At 44.9% G+C, this 18,068-nt stretch carries 14 protein-coding genes; 5 read left to right on the plus strand and 9 right to left on the minus strand.

Annotated elements, in window-relative coordinates:
- The first annotated feature begins 250 nt into the window (after nucleotides 1-250).
- Nucleotides 251-994 (plus strand): metalloregulator ArsR/SmtB family transcription factor, encoded by a 744-nt coding sequence (locus J4N44_RS24990; protein WP_252045372.1) that lies wholly within the window; start codon nucleotides 251-253, stop codon nucleotides 992-994.
- A gap of 51 nt (nucleotides 995-1,045) precedes the next feature.
- Here J4N44_RS24990 and napH read toward each other — a convergent pair whose 3' ends face one another.
- Both napH and napG read right to left on the minus strand, forming a co-directional pair.
- On the minus strand, nucleotides 1,046-1,900 hold the full coding sequence (napH, locus tag J4N44_RS24995) for a quinol dehydrogenase ferredoxin subunit NapH (RefSeq protein WP_017818501.1): 855 nt from the start codon (nucleotides 1,898-1,900) through the stop codon (nucleotides 1,046-1,048).
- The gene (gene napG, locus J4N44_RS25000; protein WP_005452896.1) at nucleotides 1,900-2,670 is read right to left on the minus strand and encodes a ferredoxin-type protein NapG; all 771 of its coding nucleotides are present in this window, start codon (nucleotides 2,668-2,670) and stop codon (nucleotides 1,900-1,902) included. Before napG ends, napH begins: the two co-directional genes overlap by 1 nt.
- A 683-nt stretch (nucleotides 2,671-3,353) precedes the next feature.
- Between napG and J4N44_RS25005 the strand changes: the two genes are divergently transcribed.
- Nucleotides 3,354-3,854: a GNAT family N-acetyltransferase gene (locus J4N44_RS25005; RefSeq protein WP_152164494.1), complete on the plus strand. Its 501-nt coding sequence runs from the start codon at nucleotides 3,354-3,356 to the stop codon at nucleotides 3,852-3,854.
- 91 nt (nucleotides 3,855-3,945) lie between these two features.
- Here the strand turns inward: J4N44_RS25005 and J4N44_RS25010 are convergent, their stop codons facing one another.
- Together J4N44_RS25010 and J4N44_RS25015 are read right to left on the minus strand one after the other, a co-directional pair.
- Nucleotides 3,946-4,935 (minus strand): phosphotransferase, encoded by a 990-nt coding sequence (locus tag J4N44_RS25010; protein WP_252045800.1) that lies wholly within the window; start codon nucleotides 4,933-4,935, stop codon nucleotides 3,946-3,948.
- Nucleotides 4,935-5,210 (minus strand): GNAT family N-acetyltransferase, encoded by a 276-nt coding sequence (locus J4N44_RS25015; protein ID WP_005452902.1) that lies wholly within the window; start codon nucleotides 5,208-5,210, stop codon nucleotides 4,935-4,937. Before J4N44_RS25015 ends, J4N44_RS25010 begins: the two co-directional genes overlap by 1 nt.
- Nucleotides 5,211-5,352: 142 nt before the next feature.
- On the opposite strand from J4N44_RS25015, the gene J4N44_RS25020 reads away from it, so the two are divergent.
- Nucleotides 5,353-6,099 carry a flagellar brake protein gene (locus J4N44_RS25020; protein WP_017189597.1) on the plus strand — a complete coding sequence of 249 codons (747 nt, stop codon included), beginning with the start codon at nucleotides 5,353-5,355 and terminating at the stop codon, nucleotides 6,097-6,099.
- 63 nt (nucleotides 6,100-6,162) lie between these two features.
- Here the strand turns inward: J4N44_RS25020 and J4N44_RS25025 are convergent, their stop codons facing one another.
- The 3 genes from J4N44_RS25025 to J4N44_RS25035 form a co-directional block, all read right to left on the minus strand.
- Nucleotides 6,163-7,791 (minus strand): methyl-accepting chemotaxis protein, encoded by a 1,629-nt coding sequence (locus tag J4N44_RS25025; protein ID WP_252045373.1) that lies wholly within the window; start codon nucleotides 7,789-7,791, stop codon nucleotides 6,163-6,165.
- Nucleotides 7,792-7,998: 207 nt separating this feature from the next.
- Nucleotides 7,999-9,627 carry a methyl-accepting chemotaxis protein gene (locus tag J4N44_RS25030; RefSeq protein ID WP_005452908.1) on the minus strand — a complete coding sequence of 543 codons (1,629 nt, stop codon included), beginning with the start codon at nucleotides 9,625-9,627 and terminating at the stop codon, nucleotides 7,999-8,001.
- Nucleotides 9,628-9,854: 227 nt separating this feature from the next.
- Entirely contained in the window at nucleotides 9,855-12,215 is a 2,361-nt protein-coding gene (locus J4N44_RS25035) for a Lon protease family protein (protein WP_005452910.1), read from the minus strand.
- Between the two features lie 197 nt (nucleotides 12,216-12,412).
- Here J4N44_RS25035 and J4N44_RS25040 point away from each other — a divergent pair, with 197 nt between their 5' ends.
- Both J4N44_RS25040 and J4N44_RS25045 read left to right on the plus strand, forming a co-directional pair.
- The gene (locus J4N44_RS25040; protein ID WP_005452911.1) at nucleotides 12,413-12,910 is read left to right on the plus strand and encodes a hypothetical protein; all 498 of its coding nucleotides are present in this window, start codon (nucleotides 12,413-12,415) and stop codon (nucleotides 12,908-12,910) included.
- 101 nt (nucleotides 12,911-13,011) lie between these two features.
- Nucleotides 13,012-14,643, plus strand: coding sequence for an ABC transporter ATP-binding protein (locus J4N44_RS25045; RefSeq protein ID WP_252045374.1), 1,632 nt, complete (start codon nucleotides 13,012-13,014; stop codon nucleotides 14,641-14,643).
- A 282-nt stretch (nucleotides 14,644-14,925) separates the two neighbouring features.
- Here the strand turns inward: J4N44_RS25045 and J4N44_RS25050 are convergent, their stop codons facing one another.
- Nucleotides 14,926-16,965, minus strand: coding sequence for a prolyl oligopeptidase family serine peptidase (locus J4N44_RS25050; protein ID WP_252045375.1), 2,040 nt, complete (start codon nucleotides 16,963-16,965; stop codon nucleotides 14,926-14,928).
- 137 nt (nucleotides 16,966-17,102) lie between these two features.
- The gene (locus tag J4N44_RS25055; RefSeq protein ID WP_005452914.1) at nucleotides 17,103-18,002 is read right to left on the minus strand and encodes a LysR family transcriptional regulator; all 900 of its coding nucleotides are present in this window, start codon (nucleotides 18,000-18,002) and stop codon (nucleotides 17,103-17,105) included.
- Between the last annotated feature and the right edge of the window lie 66 nt (nucleotides 18,003-18,068).

Genomic DNA, 18,068 nt, shown 5'->3' on the forward strand with positions numbered 1-18,068 from the left:
TTTCATCGTGTTAGCTTAATAAGCAGATTCATCTCCTCGTTTATCAAACGATTTTATGTGACTATTTTTAAAGTATATTTTACAAAATTATTCCGTATTTCTAGACACCAACATTGAACCGCAACATCGTGATGATGAGCTAGGTGATGAGATAAAGGAAAGATACGTGCTTCTTGTTACACACCGGCAGGGTTATACTGTGCCAATCAACGTTCATTTTGACGTAAGTCTCTGCAATTCCTAATTTGATATGATGAAAAAACAAGTTTTGTTCCTTTGCACAGGTAACTCCGCGCGCTCGCAACTTGCCGAGGCAATTTTCAATCACATGGCGGGGGAGTTGTTTCATGCGGACAGCGCAGGTCTTCATCCTAGTGAGGTCGATGAAAGAGTATTTGAGGTATTACAAAGCCATGGAATGAGTGGCGAAGGTTTACGCTCAAAAGATTACGCAGAAGTCGAAGACAATCACTACGATTTCGTTATCACGCTGTGCGATAACGCAAAAGACGAATGTGTCATCTTCGAACAAGATATCGACCAGCTACACTGGAATCTTACCGACCCAAAACCGCTTGATGGTATTCAACCATTCCAGAATACGGCAAAAGAGTTGGTCGAACGTATTAGCTTGTTTTTGTTGTTAAATAGCGGAGAAAACACCAGTCATGTGGACCCAAGCAGTTTCTTCAAACTGATGAGCGATCCCTTGCGTCTGAAAATTTTGATGTTGCTGGAAGATGAGCAAGATCTGACGGTGACTGATCTTAAAAACGCACTAAATGAGAGCCAACCAAAGGTATCTCGCCACTTGGCATTACTGCGTGATACCACGTTTTTAAAAGACACACGCCATGGGCTTTGGATTCATTATCGTCTCTCACCATCGCTACCAATGTGGATTAAGCATCTGTTGCAAACGGTGCGTGTCGGTAATCCTGGTATCATCAATATTGAAAAAACACGTCTGAAATCACTCCAGAATCCAGAGTGATTTCACTTCTTTTAGTGGTCCATCTTTCCTAGCGTCAGCTTAACTGGACCACTAATCAATGTTCTTCACCTTGAGTCGGTTTTGGAATTCAAACACTTTTTCAGGGCACACATCTAAGCATCGACCACAACTCATACAAGTTTGATCCATGACTCGTCGGTCACCTTCTTTGAGGGGTTGGCGCAAAATATCTGGTTCAGGACATACATAAAAACAGTCCATGCATTTGGTACAATCTTCTCGACGAACAGCCGTCACTCGCAACAAACTCTTACTACCAATTACGCCATACGTTGCTCCCAGAGGGCACAAATGACCACACCAACCATGCTCAACCAAGAGTAAATCCAGCACAAACACAAGTAGTATCAATACCCATCCAGCACCCATGCCAAAGACTAAGCCTCGATGAAGGGCGGCGACGGGGTCCAACCATGTCCAAAGCACAGAACCTGATATCGCACTGCCAAGCATTAGAGCAGGGATCAACCAATAACGGATGTTCGGCGACCAACGGTAGCTCGCTTTAAGGTTAAGCTTTCTGCGCAACCACGCCGCAAAGTCTGTGACAATGTTCAAAGGGCACACCCAAGCACAAAACGCTCTTGGGGCAAGAATCGCGTAAAAAACTAAGACAATCACAACCCCTAGCAGAGCATTAAACTCTGGGATATGGCCTGTCGCCAGCGATTGGAGAACAATCAGAGGATCGCTTAACGGCACTGTATTAAGCAACATACTCGAAGATAAGTTACCTTGCAGAATGCCCCATGTGGGACCGGCCATAAACAGAGCAATGATCGTCAATTGGCACAATCGGCGAACAATAAGAAAACGATGCGCTTGCCACCAGCCAAGCTTCTCGACAGCTTCTTTGCCAGCATCTTGCGCTAAATTCTTGGCCATCACTGACCTCCTTTAAGCGACTCTAGAGCACCACTAGGCACAGGTGTTTCTTCAGGCAATACGTTTTCGAGCGGCTTGTCGATTTCTTGCCAGCCAAAATTGTAGTGACTACCAACTTTGCCCTTGGCTAAATCTGTTGGAACAACTTTAATCGCCGCAACATCTAGCACACATGCTTGCTCACACTTACCACAACCAGTGCACACATCAGAATTAACCGTTGGAATCAATTTAGCGTGATAACCCGTTCGATCATTTCGGATGTTTTCTAGCGTTATCGCTTCATCAATCAGCGGGCATACGCGGTAGCAAACATCACAGCGTAAACCTTGCCAGTTGAGGCAGGTTTCATGGTCAATAAGCACAGCCGTTCCCATTCTTGCATCGTCAATGTCCGTTAAATCATGGTCTAAAGCCCCGCTTGGGCAAGCGACGACGCAAGGGATGTCTTCGCACATTTCGCATGGAATATCACGCGCAGTGAAGTAAGGAGAACCTGTTGCGACAGGAGACAGTAAACTAGCAAGCTTTAACGTGTCGTAAGGGCATGCTTGAACGCACAACCCGCAACGGATGCAAGCCGATTCAAATTCACCTTCAGGTAACGCGCCAGGAGGTCGAATCGGTACGCCTTTAGTTTCTCGCGCTTGGCTTTGCATTGACTGCAAGCCAAGAACACAAGCCGCAGCACCAACACCAGCCGCAGTGCGTGCGGTGTCACGCAGGAATCGTCGCCGACTTTGCGAGACTTTTGATTGAGAGGATTTCATTATTATATTCCTCAACTACGCTCTAATTGCTCTTAAATAAGTTAAGCATAAATAGCGTTAAAAAGGCGGTCTCCCCATACCCCATAAGAGGTAACTCCAACCTGTCTTGATTAAAATCAACTCGTTGCAGATACCCAGTTCACATTTTGGTGAAATGGCTTTATTTCGATCAATATACCCAAGTGACTTCAAGATGCTGGACTCAGAGCGTTGTCATTGATTCGAGGTCAAGGAAAACAACTTGGAACGGCGAGTTCTTTCCAAGTTGTTTGAAGCAGAGATCGAGTCAATGACCCCCTCCCTAAGGGCACTCTTTGCAAATAGTAAGGACCTTGGCTTATATACTTTGTTGTTGATTCTTGATTTAGACCCACTAGACCTTTAAATCGCCGCCGCATCTACAAACCAAGTCATTCTCGCGGAACCAAGCATCTCAAGGTTACTTGGGTATGCAACTTCACCATTATTCCCCATAAAGGTGAAGTTCTTTAGTATAAAAATTCAACACAAAATCACTCTCATTGGTGTTTTCAATGATAATTCACTATAAAAAGTTGAAATAAGCACTCGATAACCCACTAAATTAAAAGCGATTTAGCCTATAAAGTTCAAAAAATGCTATTCAAAACAGAATTCTCTCGTTAGATTGAAGTTAATTCCAAAAAACTACAAAGGAGAGAAGCATGGAAATTATCGTTCGTCCAACCGCTGTTGAAGACGCTGCTGCGCTAGTCGAAATTTATTCACAACCAAAAGCACAACGTGAAACCCTGCAACTCCCTAAGCCATCTGTCGCTATGTGGGTCGAACGGTTATCGAAGATACCAGCAGGTGTGTATAGCTATGTCGCAGAGATCGATGGCAAAGTAGTCGGAAATATAGGCTTTCATCACTCACAGCGTCCAAGAACATCACATACCGCATCATTTGGTATTGGTGTTCATGATAAGTACCACGGTTTAGGGGTTGGCAGCGCATTGATCAGCACGGTCACCGAGTTGGCGGATAATTGGTTGAATGTAAGACGCATACATATTGAAGTAAACTCAGACAATGAGGCAGCCATTGGCTTGTACAAAAAACATGGCTTCGAGATAGAAGGCGAGTTTGTCGATGCATCTTTTCGTGATGGTGAGTTTATAAATACTTACAGTATGGCTCGCATCAAAAAACCGAAAAACTAACCAACACTAACGATAAACCTCCCAAAGCACCAATACCCAAGTAACCTAAAGGTGCTTGGGTATAACGCAGCAATTTCCTGGGAGTTTTTATTTACTGGTGAGAACCTAAATCGAGCTCATCGAGGGCGCGTTTGGTGAGTGATTCCGTATAGGGATTAATTTTCCAGTGCTCTGGACTCCATCCTTTCACAAATCGTTGAAAATCAGCCCAAGCAAGTGCGAACAATGGTCGCCATTCTTGCTCGACGACGTTGTTATCAAGGTCGGGCTGGTAGTGATTCAGCGCATTCGTTAACGCAGAAAAATAGTTATCTAACACCCAAGACTCCATCTCAGTACACTGACTCGGCTCGATTGCACTGCTCATAAACAACGCAACATCTTTCATCGCACAGCCATGCCCCACGTACTGGAAATCTACCGCTGCCGCCGCTGAGCCTTGTTCGTTAAAGCAAAAGTTTGCCAGCTTGGCATCACCATGCACTAAGGTTTGAAACCGAGCCTGACGCAACGTTTGGTCAATGCTCTCCGCGCGTTGCTTGAGCCTACTATCTTGTAACGCAACCAATTCATCCGGTCGCGTTTGCAAATGCCAGTAGGTTCCGGTTTGCCAAAGTTCATCATGGCAAACCCCAATATGGCGCGCATGAAAGTTGGCTAACCACGTCAAGCAAGCTTTTAACTGACCTTTGGTCGCGTCTTTGACGACGTTTGGATAACCCGCCAGAGCCAGATCTTCCATCACAATCAACCACTCTGTTTCATTCTGAAAGCACTTCAATCCTTGTGGAATTCGACAACGTTCATCAACAGGCTGGCTGAAGTGCTGATACCAACTCACTTCAACTTGATAAGAATGCAGTTTACGTTGATGCGAGCGGTCTGTATTCCACCCTCTCGGATGTTGTGACGGTCTTGGTAATTTGACGTGTTTTACGATAACGGAACGGTCTGGAAAAGTCAGTCGAACTAACTCCCCATAACCGCCCCATAAAGATTGAATCACATCGATGTGATCTAAAGTGCCAAGCGCTAGCTCGTCACCGATGTTCTGATAAAGCGGATTATTCATTGGCTCCATTACGCGAGTAAATGTGCCCATTCAGGGTGCGTTGCCATGTATTTAATCACGTATGGGCAAACGGGTACAATGCGATAACCTTGCGCTTCGATCTCTGGTAAAACAGCTTCCATCATCACTTTGCCATACCCCTTCCCTCTTACTTCTTCAGGAATAAGCGTTGAAATGATATGCATATCTTGCTCATCGAGCTTATAAACCACTTTCGCTTTGTGGTTTTCCTCCAAATCGACCCATAAAATTTGGCTTGTTGTGTCTTGTGTCACTTTCTGCATTATCCGTGCCCCACTTTTCACTTGTGCTTTATTGAAACTCGCTATGCGACTGCATAGAATGATATCCACGCAATAGTCTAGTAATTTAGTATTACCATAACATAGCGCGAAACGTCTTCTCACATTAGGTACGACAATAATAATGAGAAATATGATGACGAGTGCAAGGGACAATCGTTCGTCTCAGCCAAGCAAAAATGCACCTGAACGTCAGGCAACAACATTAAACAGCACTGATGCAATGGCAATGGTGGAGCACGGTAGTGAAGTGACATTGAATGTTACGACGCCCGTGGGGACTAAGTTCATCACCACCAGCACCTTTATGGGCTGTCATTCCAACAATACCGCGCTAATTGAGATCCCAAATATCTCCGATGACGATTTAAAGTTTTATTTTCAAGAGGGATTTTGGATTAACGTGAAAGCTTATTCACACCGTGGTGAAGGCGCTGTTATTCCTTTTCGAGCACAACTTCAACATCGCCTTGGAGACCCATATCCACTCTTAGTTTTAGGCTTGCCAAATACCATGCAGGTCTACCAATTGAGAAAAGAAGTGCGATATGAAGTGAACTTACGCTCTCGACTCCAGTTTGAACAATTCCGTGCAGAGTGCGAAATTCGAGATCTATCAAAAAGCGGTTGTCGCTTTGTGACTTCACCGATGAGCCGAACACTTCAAGTTGGTGATCTTGTCACGTTGGATATCGCGATGCCCGGGAATGGGCGTATGCTCGCACCACTCAAAGGGCGAATCTGTAACTTACAGAAATCCACACATTATGCGCGATATGGCATGGAGTTTGATGACTTCGGCAAAGCAAATGCAAAGAACCTATTGAGCCATCTTAAATTTGATGGCACGAAACTGAAGCTGAAGGGATAACCCTCCTCAGCCCCCAAAACAAAAAGGCACCGATAGTCGGTGCCTTTTGCTTTTCTGCTCAAATTACAATTTGAAGAAGCTTAATTGCTCTTTTTGCTTTTCCGCCAATTTAGACAGCTCGCTGCTTGCACTTGCACTTTGGCTAATACCAGCAACGTTCTGGTTGACCAGTTCAGACATATTGACCACATTACGGTTGATGTCTTGAGTCACCTGAGATTGTTGTTCTGCCGCCGTTGCAACTTGTGTATTTGAGTCGTTGATGTCTGCAACAGACTCTGTAATTCCCACCAACGCTTGGTTCGCTTGATGAGCCAACTCGTTGTTGCGAGACAACATATCTAAGCTCACTTGCATGCTGTCATTCGCCAAACCCGATTGCGCTTGCAGTTCTTCAATGATGGATTGGATCTCTTGTGTTGATTTCTGAGTGCGAGCAGCCAGCATACGAACCTCATCCGCTACGACCGCAAAACCACGTCCGGATTCACCTGCACGAGCGGCTTCAATCGCAGCATTCAGCGCTAACAAATTCGTTTGTTCTGATACACCGCGAATCACCTCAACCACGTTGCTGATTTGCTCAGACTGAGTTTGAAGACGCTGAACCACCTGAGCTGCATCGTTCAGTGCTTCTGACATCTGTTCACTAGCGTGTGCACTCTCTTTGAAAATGGACAAGCCCGACTTCGCCAAGCCATCAGCTTCACGTGCCGTGGAGTCTGCTGCTGTTGCATTACTGCTTACATTGTCTGCGGTACTTGCCAATTCATTGACTGCCGACGCGACTTGTTCAATCTCGATCAACTCTTGTTGCGCGTTAGCTTCTGCTTGAGTCATCACAGCAGCCAGTTCGGTTGACGCCGAAGCAACCTCTTCACTGATACGCATCAATTGATCTACGGTGCTACGCAATTGTTCTGCGGTTAGGTTTACATCTTGGCTTAGTTTCGCCATTTCGTTTTCACCATCCGCTTCCGCACGCACGTTCAGATTACCCTGGGCAAGCTGACGCATCACACCTTGTAGATTGATGATTGGTGTCACTATCTTGCCAGACAGTAACCATGCACCGATAAGCGTTAGGGCAAACACTGACAGAATCGTGAACGTCGCATTGTCTTGCACACGTAGGTTTTGACGTTCACTTTCTGCCATGCTTTCTGCAGCAACTTCATTAACACGCTTAGACAACGCATTCATTACTGTAACCATGTCGTTACCTGCACGGCGGTATTGAGTGATCATCTCCTCACGCTGATCTGCGCTGAGTAAACCTTGATCGTATTTTGTCACAGCATCAATCACTCGATGTGCTTGCTCGATATATGCGCTTACTTTCTCACGCACATCGTTAGTTTGCGAATGGTAAGCTGGGTTCGCACCAATTTGACTTACCTTATTGTCTATCTCTTTTGCGATGTTGTTGAGCTCATTGATGTAATTTGTACGACGCTCAGGGATGTACATGGCGTAAATGCCGTTAATTCGAAGGGGATAAACCAAGTTGTCGATTTCTGACAATAGGTCTTTGTACAGAATGACAGACTCGCTATTCTCCGTACTGCGTTTTAACTCTACTTGCAGCTCATTACGTGTGAACCACAGAGCAATAACCACTGCTAACGCCGTTGCCAAAACTGGCAAAAGTACCTGCATTCTGACTGACAGGTTTTTTAATAATTTCTGCATTTCCGAACCAATAAAAAAAATAAAAGACGTGAGGGCACGTCAAGTTTTGTAAAATGGGCGGGAATGTTATAGATATCAGTAACTTTCAGCCAACAAATTATGTTTATCGTATTGATAAGCAAGCTCAATAAAATGCTGGAATTATGGATAAAAAAATCCCCAAGCCTTCGCTTAGGGATTCTCGTAATATCAATTGGCGCGGATTGCTTATAGTTTAAAGAAGCTCAATTGCTCTTTCTGTTTCTCGGCAAGGTGAGAAAGCTCTGTACTTGCGCTCGCGCTTTGGCTGATGCCTGCTACGTTTTGGTTTACCAGTTCAGACATGTTAACCACGTTACGGTTGATGTCTTGAGTTACTTGAGATTGCTCTTCTGCGGCAGTCGCCACTTGCGTGTTTGAATCGTTAATGTTTGCAACAGACTCTGTAATGCCAATCAACGCATCGTTCGCTTGTTGTGTCAGCTCGTTATTGCGGTTAAGCATTTCTAGGCTCACCTGCATGCTGTCGTTTGCAAGACCAGACTGCGCTTGAAGCTCTTCAATAATTGATGAGATTTCTTGCGTTGAGTCTTGAGTGCGCGCTGCCAGCATACGAACTTCGTCTGCTACGACAGCAAAACCACGACCAGATTCACCAGCACGTGCAGCTTCGATCGCTGCGTTCAGTGCGAGAAGGTTAGTTTGCTCAGATACGCCACGAATCACTTCAATCACATCGTTGATTTGAACAGACTGCTCTTTTAGGCGCAATACCACTTGTGCTGCATCGTTCAGTGCTTGAGACATCTGCTCGCTTGCTTGAGCGCTCTCTTGGAAGATCGACAAGCCAGACTGTGCTAGACCATCAGCTTCACGCGCAGTCGCATCTGCAGATGTCGCGTTATCACTCACATTGTTTGCTGTGCTTGCTAGCTCGTTAACCGCTGATGCAACTTGCTCGATTTCAGCCAATTCTTGTTGAGCATTCGCTTCAGCTTGCGTCATTACCGCTGCAAGTTCTGTTGAAGCAGACGCCACTTCTTCACTGATGCGCATCAATTGATCAACCGTATCGTGAAGCTGTTTCGCTGTTTGGTTTACGTCTTTGCTTAGCTGAGAAATTTCGTTGTCGCCATCAATGTCTGCACGCACTGACAGGTCACCACCTGCTAGCTTACGCATCACTTCTTGCAGTTTTTGGATTGGCGTAACAATCATGCCAGATAGGAACCAAGCACCCAGCAAAGAGAACGCAAATACCGCAATCACAGAGATCATTGCATTGTTTTGTACGCGAGTATGCTCACGAGCGCTTGCTGCAGTTGCTTCAGTCGCAATCTCATTCACACGTTGTGATAGTGCGTTGATGGTTGCCACCATTTCGTTACCAACACGGCGGTAACCTGAGATGAAGTTTGTGTATTCGCTATCAGAAACCAGACCACGATCATGACGGTTGAAGAACTCTACAGCACGTGTTGAGTAATCAATGTATGCATCGATGCTTTGACGTACTTTTTGCGCTTCTTTACTGAACGTGCCGCGCTCATCAACAAGATCAAGATCGATATCAATCGCTTTCGCGCCTGACTTTAGATCAGCAAGGAATGCATCACGACGAGAAGCATCGTAGATCGCGTAAACCGCGCTTATGCGCAATGGGTAAACTTGGTCATCGATTTTCGCTAATGTGTCTTTATAGAACACAAGAGAATCGGAGTTAGAAGCAACCAATTCTTGCTCTGCTTCTAGGTTGTTTTGAGTGATCCACAATGTAATAAACAGAGTGATCGCGGTGAATAAAACTGGAACCAAAACTTGCGTACGTACCGACAAGTTTTTCAGTGATAGCTGCATGAGTAACCTCAGGTATTTGAGTGTTGGCTTCCTTGCGATGGGATTATTCCCAGACGAATAAACAAGGAGGCAAATACTAGAGGTAGATCACACTTTTGTCCAGAACGAAAAGCCACCAATTTCATAACTTTATCGACAATATCCCGTCAAGTGCGACGGGATATTGTCGTTATGACAAGTTATGAAAATTTGTACGCTTTTCTATCAGTTTTTATGTTAATAAGCGCCTATTTTCTCAACGCATTGAGCTTAGCTTGTGCCAAACCAAAAATAGTATCGATTGGGTATGTGCCTTCATCTGTTGCTTCGCCCGCCGCTTTGCCAGTGAACAGCTCAACAGCCTCAGTAACATGGTCGATTGCCCAGATATGGAAGTCCCCTTTCTCTACCGCTTTAACAATGTCAGAACGAAGCATCAGGTTATGTACGTTTGAGCGCGGAATAATCACCCCTTGTCCATCGTGACGACCTTTAATTTCGCACACATCGTAGAAACCTTCGATCTTCTCATTTACCCCACCGATAGGCTGTGCTTCACCAAATTGGTTCATCGAACCTGTGATAGCAATGTCCTGACGGTTTGGCTGCTTCGAGAATGCCGATACTACCGCACAGAACTCCGCCATACTCGCACTGTCACCGTCAACACCACCATATGATTGCTCGAAAGTAATCGTGGTTGTCAGTGGAACACGTGCCGTCTTACCAAATACAGACGATAGATAAGCCGACAGAATCATCACACCTTTCGAGTGAATGCTGCCGCCAAGATCAACGCTTCGCTCGATATCAATCACGTCGCCATCGCCATAACAAGTAGTCGCTGTAATTCGGTTAGGTGCACCGAACATGTGATCGCTGGTGCTCAGCACTGACAATGCATTTACCTGCCCTACCGCAGAACCTTCGGTATGGATCAAAGTCGTGCCGTTGACAAAGGTTTCCATCACGCTGTCTTGCAAACGACTCACTCGCATTTCCTGATTACTCAGCGCCTCTTCTACGTGCCCGATACGAATCATATTGGAGTTCGCTTGGCGAGCCACGTAGTTAGACTCACGTAATAGGTTTGCAATGTTGGCAGAGTGCAGTGAAATCTTCGTCTGGTCACCAGACAAACGAGAGCTGTATTCAATGATGCGTGCGATGGCTTTCTTATCGCAATGCAGCATATTATTGTCATTCACCACGCTTGAAATAAAGCGTGCATATTGTAGTTCTGAATCCGGTGTACGCTTCATCTCATCTTCGAAATCAGCTGTAACACGGAATAGTTCACCAAATTCTGGATCGTAGTGCTGTAGCAATTGGTAAGTGCGGTAATCACCAAACAAGATGATCTTGATATCCAATGGAATCGGTTCAGGATCAAGCGAAACCGCCCCAGTCAACGTCACCTCTTTCTCTAGCGAAGTGAAGCTCAATTGGCGAGAACGCAATGCGCGCTTCAACCCATCCCACACATAAGGTTGCTCAAGCACCTTTTGTGCATCCATCAGCAGCACACCACCGTTCGCTTTGTGTAAGCTACCAGCTCGAATCAAAGAAAAGTCCGTGAACACGGTACCTTTGAACGTCGCCGTTTCAATTGAGCCAAACAGTGAGTGATAGTTTGGGTTTTCTTCCACCACAATAGGGAATTCACAATCTTTACGACTCACCAACACGTTTACTTTGTAGCGGCGTGGGAGCTTCTTATCTAAAGATGCTGTTGCAATCTCACCTTGCTCTCCACTCTGCTCCAAGAAGATCTCTGCATTTTCAACAATGTCTTTTTGCAGATCGGTCAGGTACGTTTTGATTTCTGGGTACTCTGCATAATCCAATTTCAATTGCTTAATGAAATGGGTGATCACATCCAGAGTCACGTCATCGTTGAGCTTTTTGATCTTCTCACTGAACGTGTCTTCCCACTCGGTCAACTCGCGAACCATGTTGCGCAGGCTGATTTCCAATTCATCAATGCTGCTGCCGAAATACTCTTGTTCTTTCTTACTTAACTCATCGAAAGATTCTTCGGTGTGCAGATCTTCACCGTTCATCGCCACAAATTGGTAGTCGCCTTGTGCCGTAATCGTTAGACTAATGCCCTTCTCTTTGGCTTCTTTACTGATACTGTCTAACTCTGATTGCTGCTTATTCGCCAATTGGTTTTTTAGGCGATCGGCACGGCTATAGTACATCTCGTTATCGAAGGCGAGTGGCAATGCGTTAAGCAATTTGCCCATCAGCTTTTCGATATCCACTTTCAGCTTATTACCAATGCCACAAGGCAGCTTAAGCACTTTCGGTATACGCGTATCTTCAAAGTTCGCAACGTAACACCAATCAAACAGTGCCGCAGCATCATGTTGATGACGGTTTAAATAGCGCAGGATCATCGTGCGCTTACCTAGACCATTCTGACCTATGGCGTAGATGTTGTACCCTTTCTCCTTGATTGACATAGCAAACTCAACCGCTTTTTGTGCGCGCTCTTGTCCAACAATTTCGTCAATCGGAGGTAATTCCTTGGTCGACTTACATGGCATATTCTCTAACTCAGCTACAGAATACAGCTGTTTAGCTTCCAATCTTTGTACTGCCATACTTGCCTCCTTTTCTTATTGTCTTTACCTCAGTGTAGAGATTATTTGTTTAAATTTAAGTGATTTATCTTCCACCCCGGTTCGTTTGCACATTTTACGAGCAGCTGTTCTAAGTTTAAAATGCTAATAAGTCGCACTTGCAATTGATAATTAATTTCATTTAATATCTACCCAAATCGAATTTTGTGGAGACGAAGATGAATATTGAGCAATGCTGGATGCGCTACTTGAAAGCAGAGCAATTGATGGAGCAAGGTCACTGGCCTGAAGCCCATCGTCTGTACGAAGATGTGCTCAACCATTTGCCAAATCACATTCACTCCGCTCTTGAAAATGAACAAACTAAGCCATGCCAGTTCGTATGTTTAGTGAGTGGTTTACGCGATGCCAGCGTGGCGCAATCTGAAATCCTAAACAAACTAGGAATGCAGCAAGAAGCGTTCTCGGCTCTTAATCAATCTTATGCGCTACTCCAGTTTTTACAGCTAGAAAGCCACGATTTAATTGGTCGAGTGAGCCAGATGCTCAGCAAACACAGTGAAGATTTGTTGGCTCATATGGCAGCGTTTTGCTCTGCTCAGAGAAATGCAGAGTGGATGATAGAACTCGATCATGTCACTCGTGCTCATGAGCAGTTCTTGTATTTACAAACCATGAGTTCTGCAGAAACCGGAGCGACTCAGCTATATAATTGATCGTTCAAGATAATTGATCATTTGAGCGATAAGGCATAGGAATTTGCCACGGCAAGGCGACAGCATAAAAGTAATAACAACTCGATACACAAGGAAACGTGATGTCCACACAAACCATTCTTTCGGTGAGTAACCTATCTGTCAGTTTTACGACAAACGATGGTATCGTCGATGCAGTAAAGAAGGTGAGCTTTGATCTCAAAGCTGGTGAAACACTGTCTATCGTAGGCGAATCCGGCTCAGGAAAATCAGTATCAACCAATGCGTTGATGAAACTACTGCCAGACAATGCCATTTTGCACTCAGATTCTTCTATCTTCTTCGAAGGCGAGTCCATACTAGATAAAACCGAACGTCAGATGCAGAGCATCCGCGGCGATCGTATTGGCATGATCTTCCAAGAGCCGATGACTTCACTCAACCCTTACATGCGCGTTGGTATTCAAGTGGCAGAAGCCATTATGTGTCATCGTCCTGTAAGTAAAAAACAAGCCAAAGCAAAAGTACTTGAACTGTTCGATTTGGTGCATCTACCAAATCCTCAACAAGCTTATGATAAGTACCCGCACGAATTTTCAGGCGGCCAGTTGCAACGCATCATGATTGCCATGGCATTGATCAACGAACCAGATATCCTGATTGCTGATGAGCCAACCACTGCGCTCGATGTCACCGTCCAAGCAGAAGTGCTTTATCTGATTAAAGAGATTCAAGCCAAGATGGGCATGGCGATCCTATTTATCACTCATGACTTAGGCGTTGTGAAGCACTTTGCAGACCGAGTATTAGTCATGTGTAAAGGTGAAGTCGTCGAAGAGGGCATCACTGAAGCGCTCTTCTCAGACCCGCAACATGATTACACTAAGATGTTGATTAATTCGATTCCAAAAGGCAGCAAAGACCCAATTGAAGAAGATGCGACTGAACTGCTAAAAGCCGATGACATCCGCGTTAAGTTTCTTGTTAAACCTCACTTCATTGCGAGTAAAAATGAATACTTTGAAGCCGTGAAAGGCATCTCCTTAGCGTTAAAACAAGGAGAGACCCTAGGTATCGTTGGCGAGTCTGGCTCCGGCAAATCGACCCTTGGTCGTGCATTGATTGGCTTACTGCCGTCAACGGGTAAAATTCAGTTCAAAGGGCAAGACCTAGCGCTTCTGACGGACAAAGAACGCTTTGCGCTGAAGAAAGACGTGCAGATGGTTTTCCAAGACCCATACGGTTCGCTTTCGCCTCGTATGACCATTGGCGAAATCATTACTGAAGGACTAACCGTTCATCAACCTCAAATGAACAAAGCGGAACGAATGCAAAAGGCGCGTGATGTGCTGCGTGAAGTGCGTCTAGATCCAGCATCTATTAACCGTTACCCACACGAGTTTTCTGGCGGTCAGCGTCAACGTATTGCGATTGCGCGCGCGTTGATTCTTGAGCCTTCTTTCATTTTGCTTGACGAGCCAACCTCAGCTCTCGACCGCTCTGTTCAGTTAACCGTCATTGATTTGCTAAAAGATCTGCAGAAAAAGCACAATATTGGCTACCTCTTTATCAGCCATGACCTTTCTGTCGTTAAAGCACTCTCTGATCGTGTATTGGTCATGCAAAAGGGTGAGGTAATGGAGCAAGGGACTGCGGAAGAGATCTTCCATAACCCGAAAAGTGATTACACTAGAAAGCTGATTGATGCCTCATTTGATCTTGAAAACAATGAAAATCAACATGATGCTGCTTAGATTAATCACAGTTTCATATTCATACACTAGGATTAAAGCATGGTGAAATTTTCGCCATAACTACGAAAATGGTATAGCTGCCATTCGGTTTGGCCGCCGAGACTGGTTGGTTCAAAGTTAGGCTTAGTCACCCTAACTATCAAATTGAGTTCCCCCAACCATGAAAAATGCCGCGAATGATTTCGCGGCATTTTTTTATTGTGTTTCAGATGGTATCTCCCACCTGACTGGCTGCTAGCCTCTGACGCCAAGGAAAACAACTTAGCGTCAGGTCGTTAGCCTTTAAATATCGAGTGCAGTAATGCCCATGTTATGTAACGCAAACGCGTAAACATCCGTGGTCAGGTCGATTTGTTTACTCAAAGGCATACCCGCGCCATGTCCAGCGTTAACATCAATACGAATCAATACTGGATTGTCTCCCTGATGCTTGTCTTGCAACTCTGCGATGAATTTGTATGAGTGTGCAGGTACCACACGGTCATCGTGGTCTGCGGTCGTGACAAGCGTCGCAGGGTACGACACACCCTCTTTCACGTTGTGTACGGGTGAATAACCGAGTAGATACTTGAACATAGCCTCTGTTTGCTCTGACGTGCCGTAGTCGTACTTCCAGCCTTCACCAGACGTAAAGGTGTGGTAGCGAAGCATATCCAATACACCAACCGCAGGAATCGCGACTTTAAACAGCTCTGGACGTTGAGTCATACACGCACCAACTAACAAGCCGCCATTTGAGCCCCCACGAATCGCAAGACGCTCTGAACTGGTGTAGTTCTTCTCAATCAAATATTCCGCTGCGGCAATAAAGTCATCAAACACATTTTGCTTTTGTTGTTGAGTACCTGCATTGTGCCAAGCTTTGCCATACTCACCGCCACCACGCATGTTTGCCACCGCGTAGATGCCGCCCAGTTCTAGCCAGTTCGCAACATTTCCCGAGAAGATCGGCGTCAAACTGATATTAAAACCACCGTAGCCATACAGCATGGTTGGTGCGCTACCATCGAGTTTGGTGCCTTTTTTGTAAGAGATGATCATCGGTACTTGCGTGCCATCTTTCGAGGTATAGAACACTTGTTGAGATTCGTATTCTTGACGGTCAAACGGCGCTTTTGATTCTTGGTAAAGCGCTGAACCACCACTTTCTACATCAAAAGAGAAGATGGTTGGAGGGGTCACGTAGTTAGTAAAAGTATAATAAAGCGTCTTGTCTTCTGCTTTTCCTTGTAAGCCATATACGGTGCCTTGATCGGGTAGAGTGACTTCGCGTACCAACTCCCCCTGATAAGTAAACTGCTGAACCTTGGAGAGAACATCAACCATGTAAGTGGCAAACAAATAACCACCACCTTTGCTGATATCCAGTGGTTGTTCCTGCTCGGCTATGATCTCTGTCCATTGTTGAGATTGAGTGTTGTAGCCAACCACCTTGCCGTTTGGCGCATCCAAATTGGTGTAAAAGATCAATGTGTCATCTTGGTTATCGATAAGATAAGTGTCACCTTCGACAGTATCTTGAAGCGTACTAACTGCTTGCTCTTCTGAAGTAAGATCGACATAAAACAGTCTGTTTCCTGATGTCGATTCTGCACCAGTGATAATCAAGAAACGATCATCTTTGGTTGTCACTCCTCCTACATAACGGTGCTTTTGTGACTCCAATGCACCAAAGATCACTTTGTCTTCAGATTGTGATGTGCCTAGCTCATGGTAGTAAAGCTTGTGCTGCTCAGTGCGCGCTGAAAGCTCACTGCCTTTTGGTTTGTCATAACTTGCATAATAAAAGCCTTTGTTGCCAAGCCAAGAAATCGTAGTGAACTTAGCATCTACGATTTCAGGCTCAAGTTGCTCTTTCGTTTCGACGTCAATGACAAAGATCTTACGCCAATCACTACCACCCTCAGAAATTGAATAGGCGACAAGAGTGTCGTCATTAGAGAACTTCACTTCCCCAAGCGATGTCGTTCCTTCCTCTGAAAACGTGTTTGGATCGAGAAAGATTTCCGCTTCTTCATCCCCTTTACGGCGGTATAAAACGCTCTGGTTTTGCAAACCGTCATTTTTATAGAAGTAGGTATAGTCACCATGAACAAAAGGTTGAGAATACTTTTCATAGTTCTGACTGTTCGCCACTAGTTCACGAATTTGTTGACGGAAAGGAATCTGACCTAAGTAATCGAAGGTGATTGAGTTTTGTCCTGAAACCCACTCTGCGGTTTCTTGGCTCAAATCGTCTTCCAGCCAACGATATGGGTCTGCGATGTCGTGACCAAAATAAGTGTCGACGACAGAATCTTTACGAGTTTTTGGGTAATGCATAACGTCCGTGTTACTCCATTTGAAGTTAAGTGTTTAGTTTTATTATTTTATTGAGATTTATTCTCAATACCTACCTTAGGGTTCAGGTACAGAATTTCAACCAATAGATTGAAACATTTCTTATATTTATGAACCGACTAAAAGTAATGTGAGATAGTGAGATATCGCTCTCGAATGTGTTCTATTAAAAGCTTCACTTTGTTAGGCGGTTGACGAGTAAAAGGGTAAACCGCGTAGATACCTAGCTTTTTACCAACCAATTCTGGGAAGATATCCACCAACTCCCCACTACGAATGTCATGATAAACCAAGCAACGCGGTACGTAGGCAATGCCGTGCCCACCCAAAGCTGCTTTTCGTAATGCGGTAGCGTTATCTGTCGAGAAACATCCAGAAACTCTAACGATGTAATCGCCATCTTTGCCTTTGAACTGCCAATCCGTTGCCCCCGTGGTTTGATAGGCGTATTGCAAGCAGTTGTGTGTCGTCAGATCGATCGGTTCGATCGGTTTACCATGTTTAGCAATGTAAGAAGGAGAAGCACATACTACCCATTGAGAGTCCAGAATATGTCTCGCAATCAGACTGGAATCTTCCAAGTAACCGGTACGAATTACCAAGTCAAAACCACCAGCAACCAAGTCGACAAAGCGGTTATCAAGCGACATATCCACTGTTAAACCAGGATGCATATTACAAAACTCTGCAACCGCGTCCGCTAGAATCAAATCACCGGAGATAGTCGGCACCGACATTTTAATATGACCACTGACATTCTCACCAAAGCCTGAAACTGCATCCATAGCCTCCTGAGTGGCTTGCTTCACATTTTTAGCACTATGTAACAAAACCTTTCCCGCTTCGGTCAGGGTCAATTTACGCGTTGTTCGATATAATAGCTGAGCGCCAATTTCTTCTTCCAATCGAGCAATTCTTTTACTAACTACCGAATTTGTAAGGTTATTTTCTTCAGCCACCTTACTAAAGCTGCCCATTTCTACTACCTGAGAGAATAGGATTAGGTCGTCTGCACGCATCGATTATGTCACTTTTGGAATAAATTAATTTCATTATTTCCCTATATCTATAAAAAATAAAGGGGT

Source organism: Vibrio sp. SCSIO 43155 (assembly GCF_023716605.1).
Taxonomy (GTDB): Bacteria; Pseudomonadota; Gammaproteobacteria; order Enterobacterales; family Vibrionaceae; genus Vibrio; species Vibrio harveyi.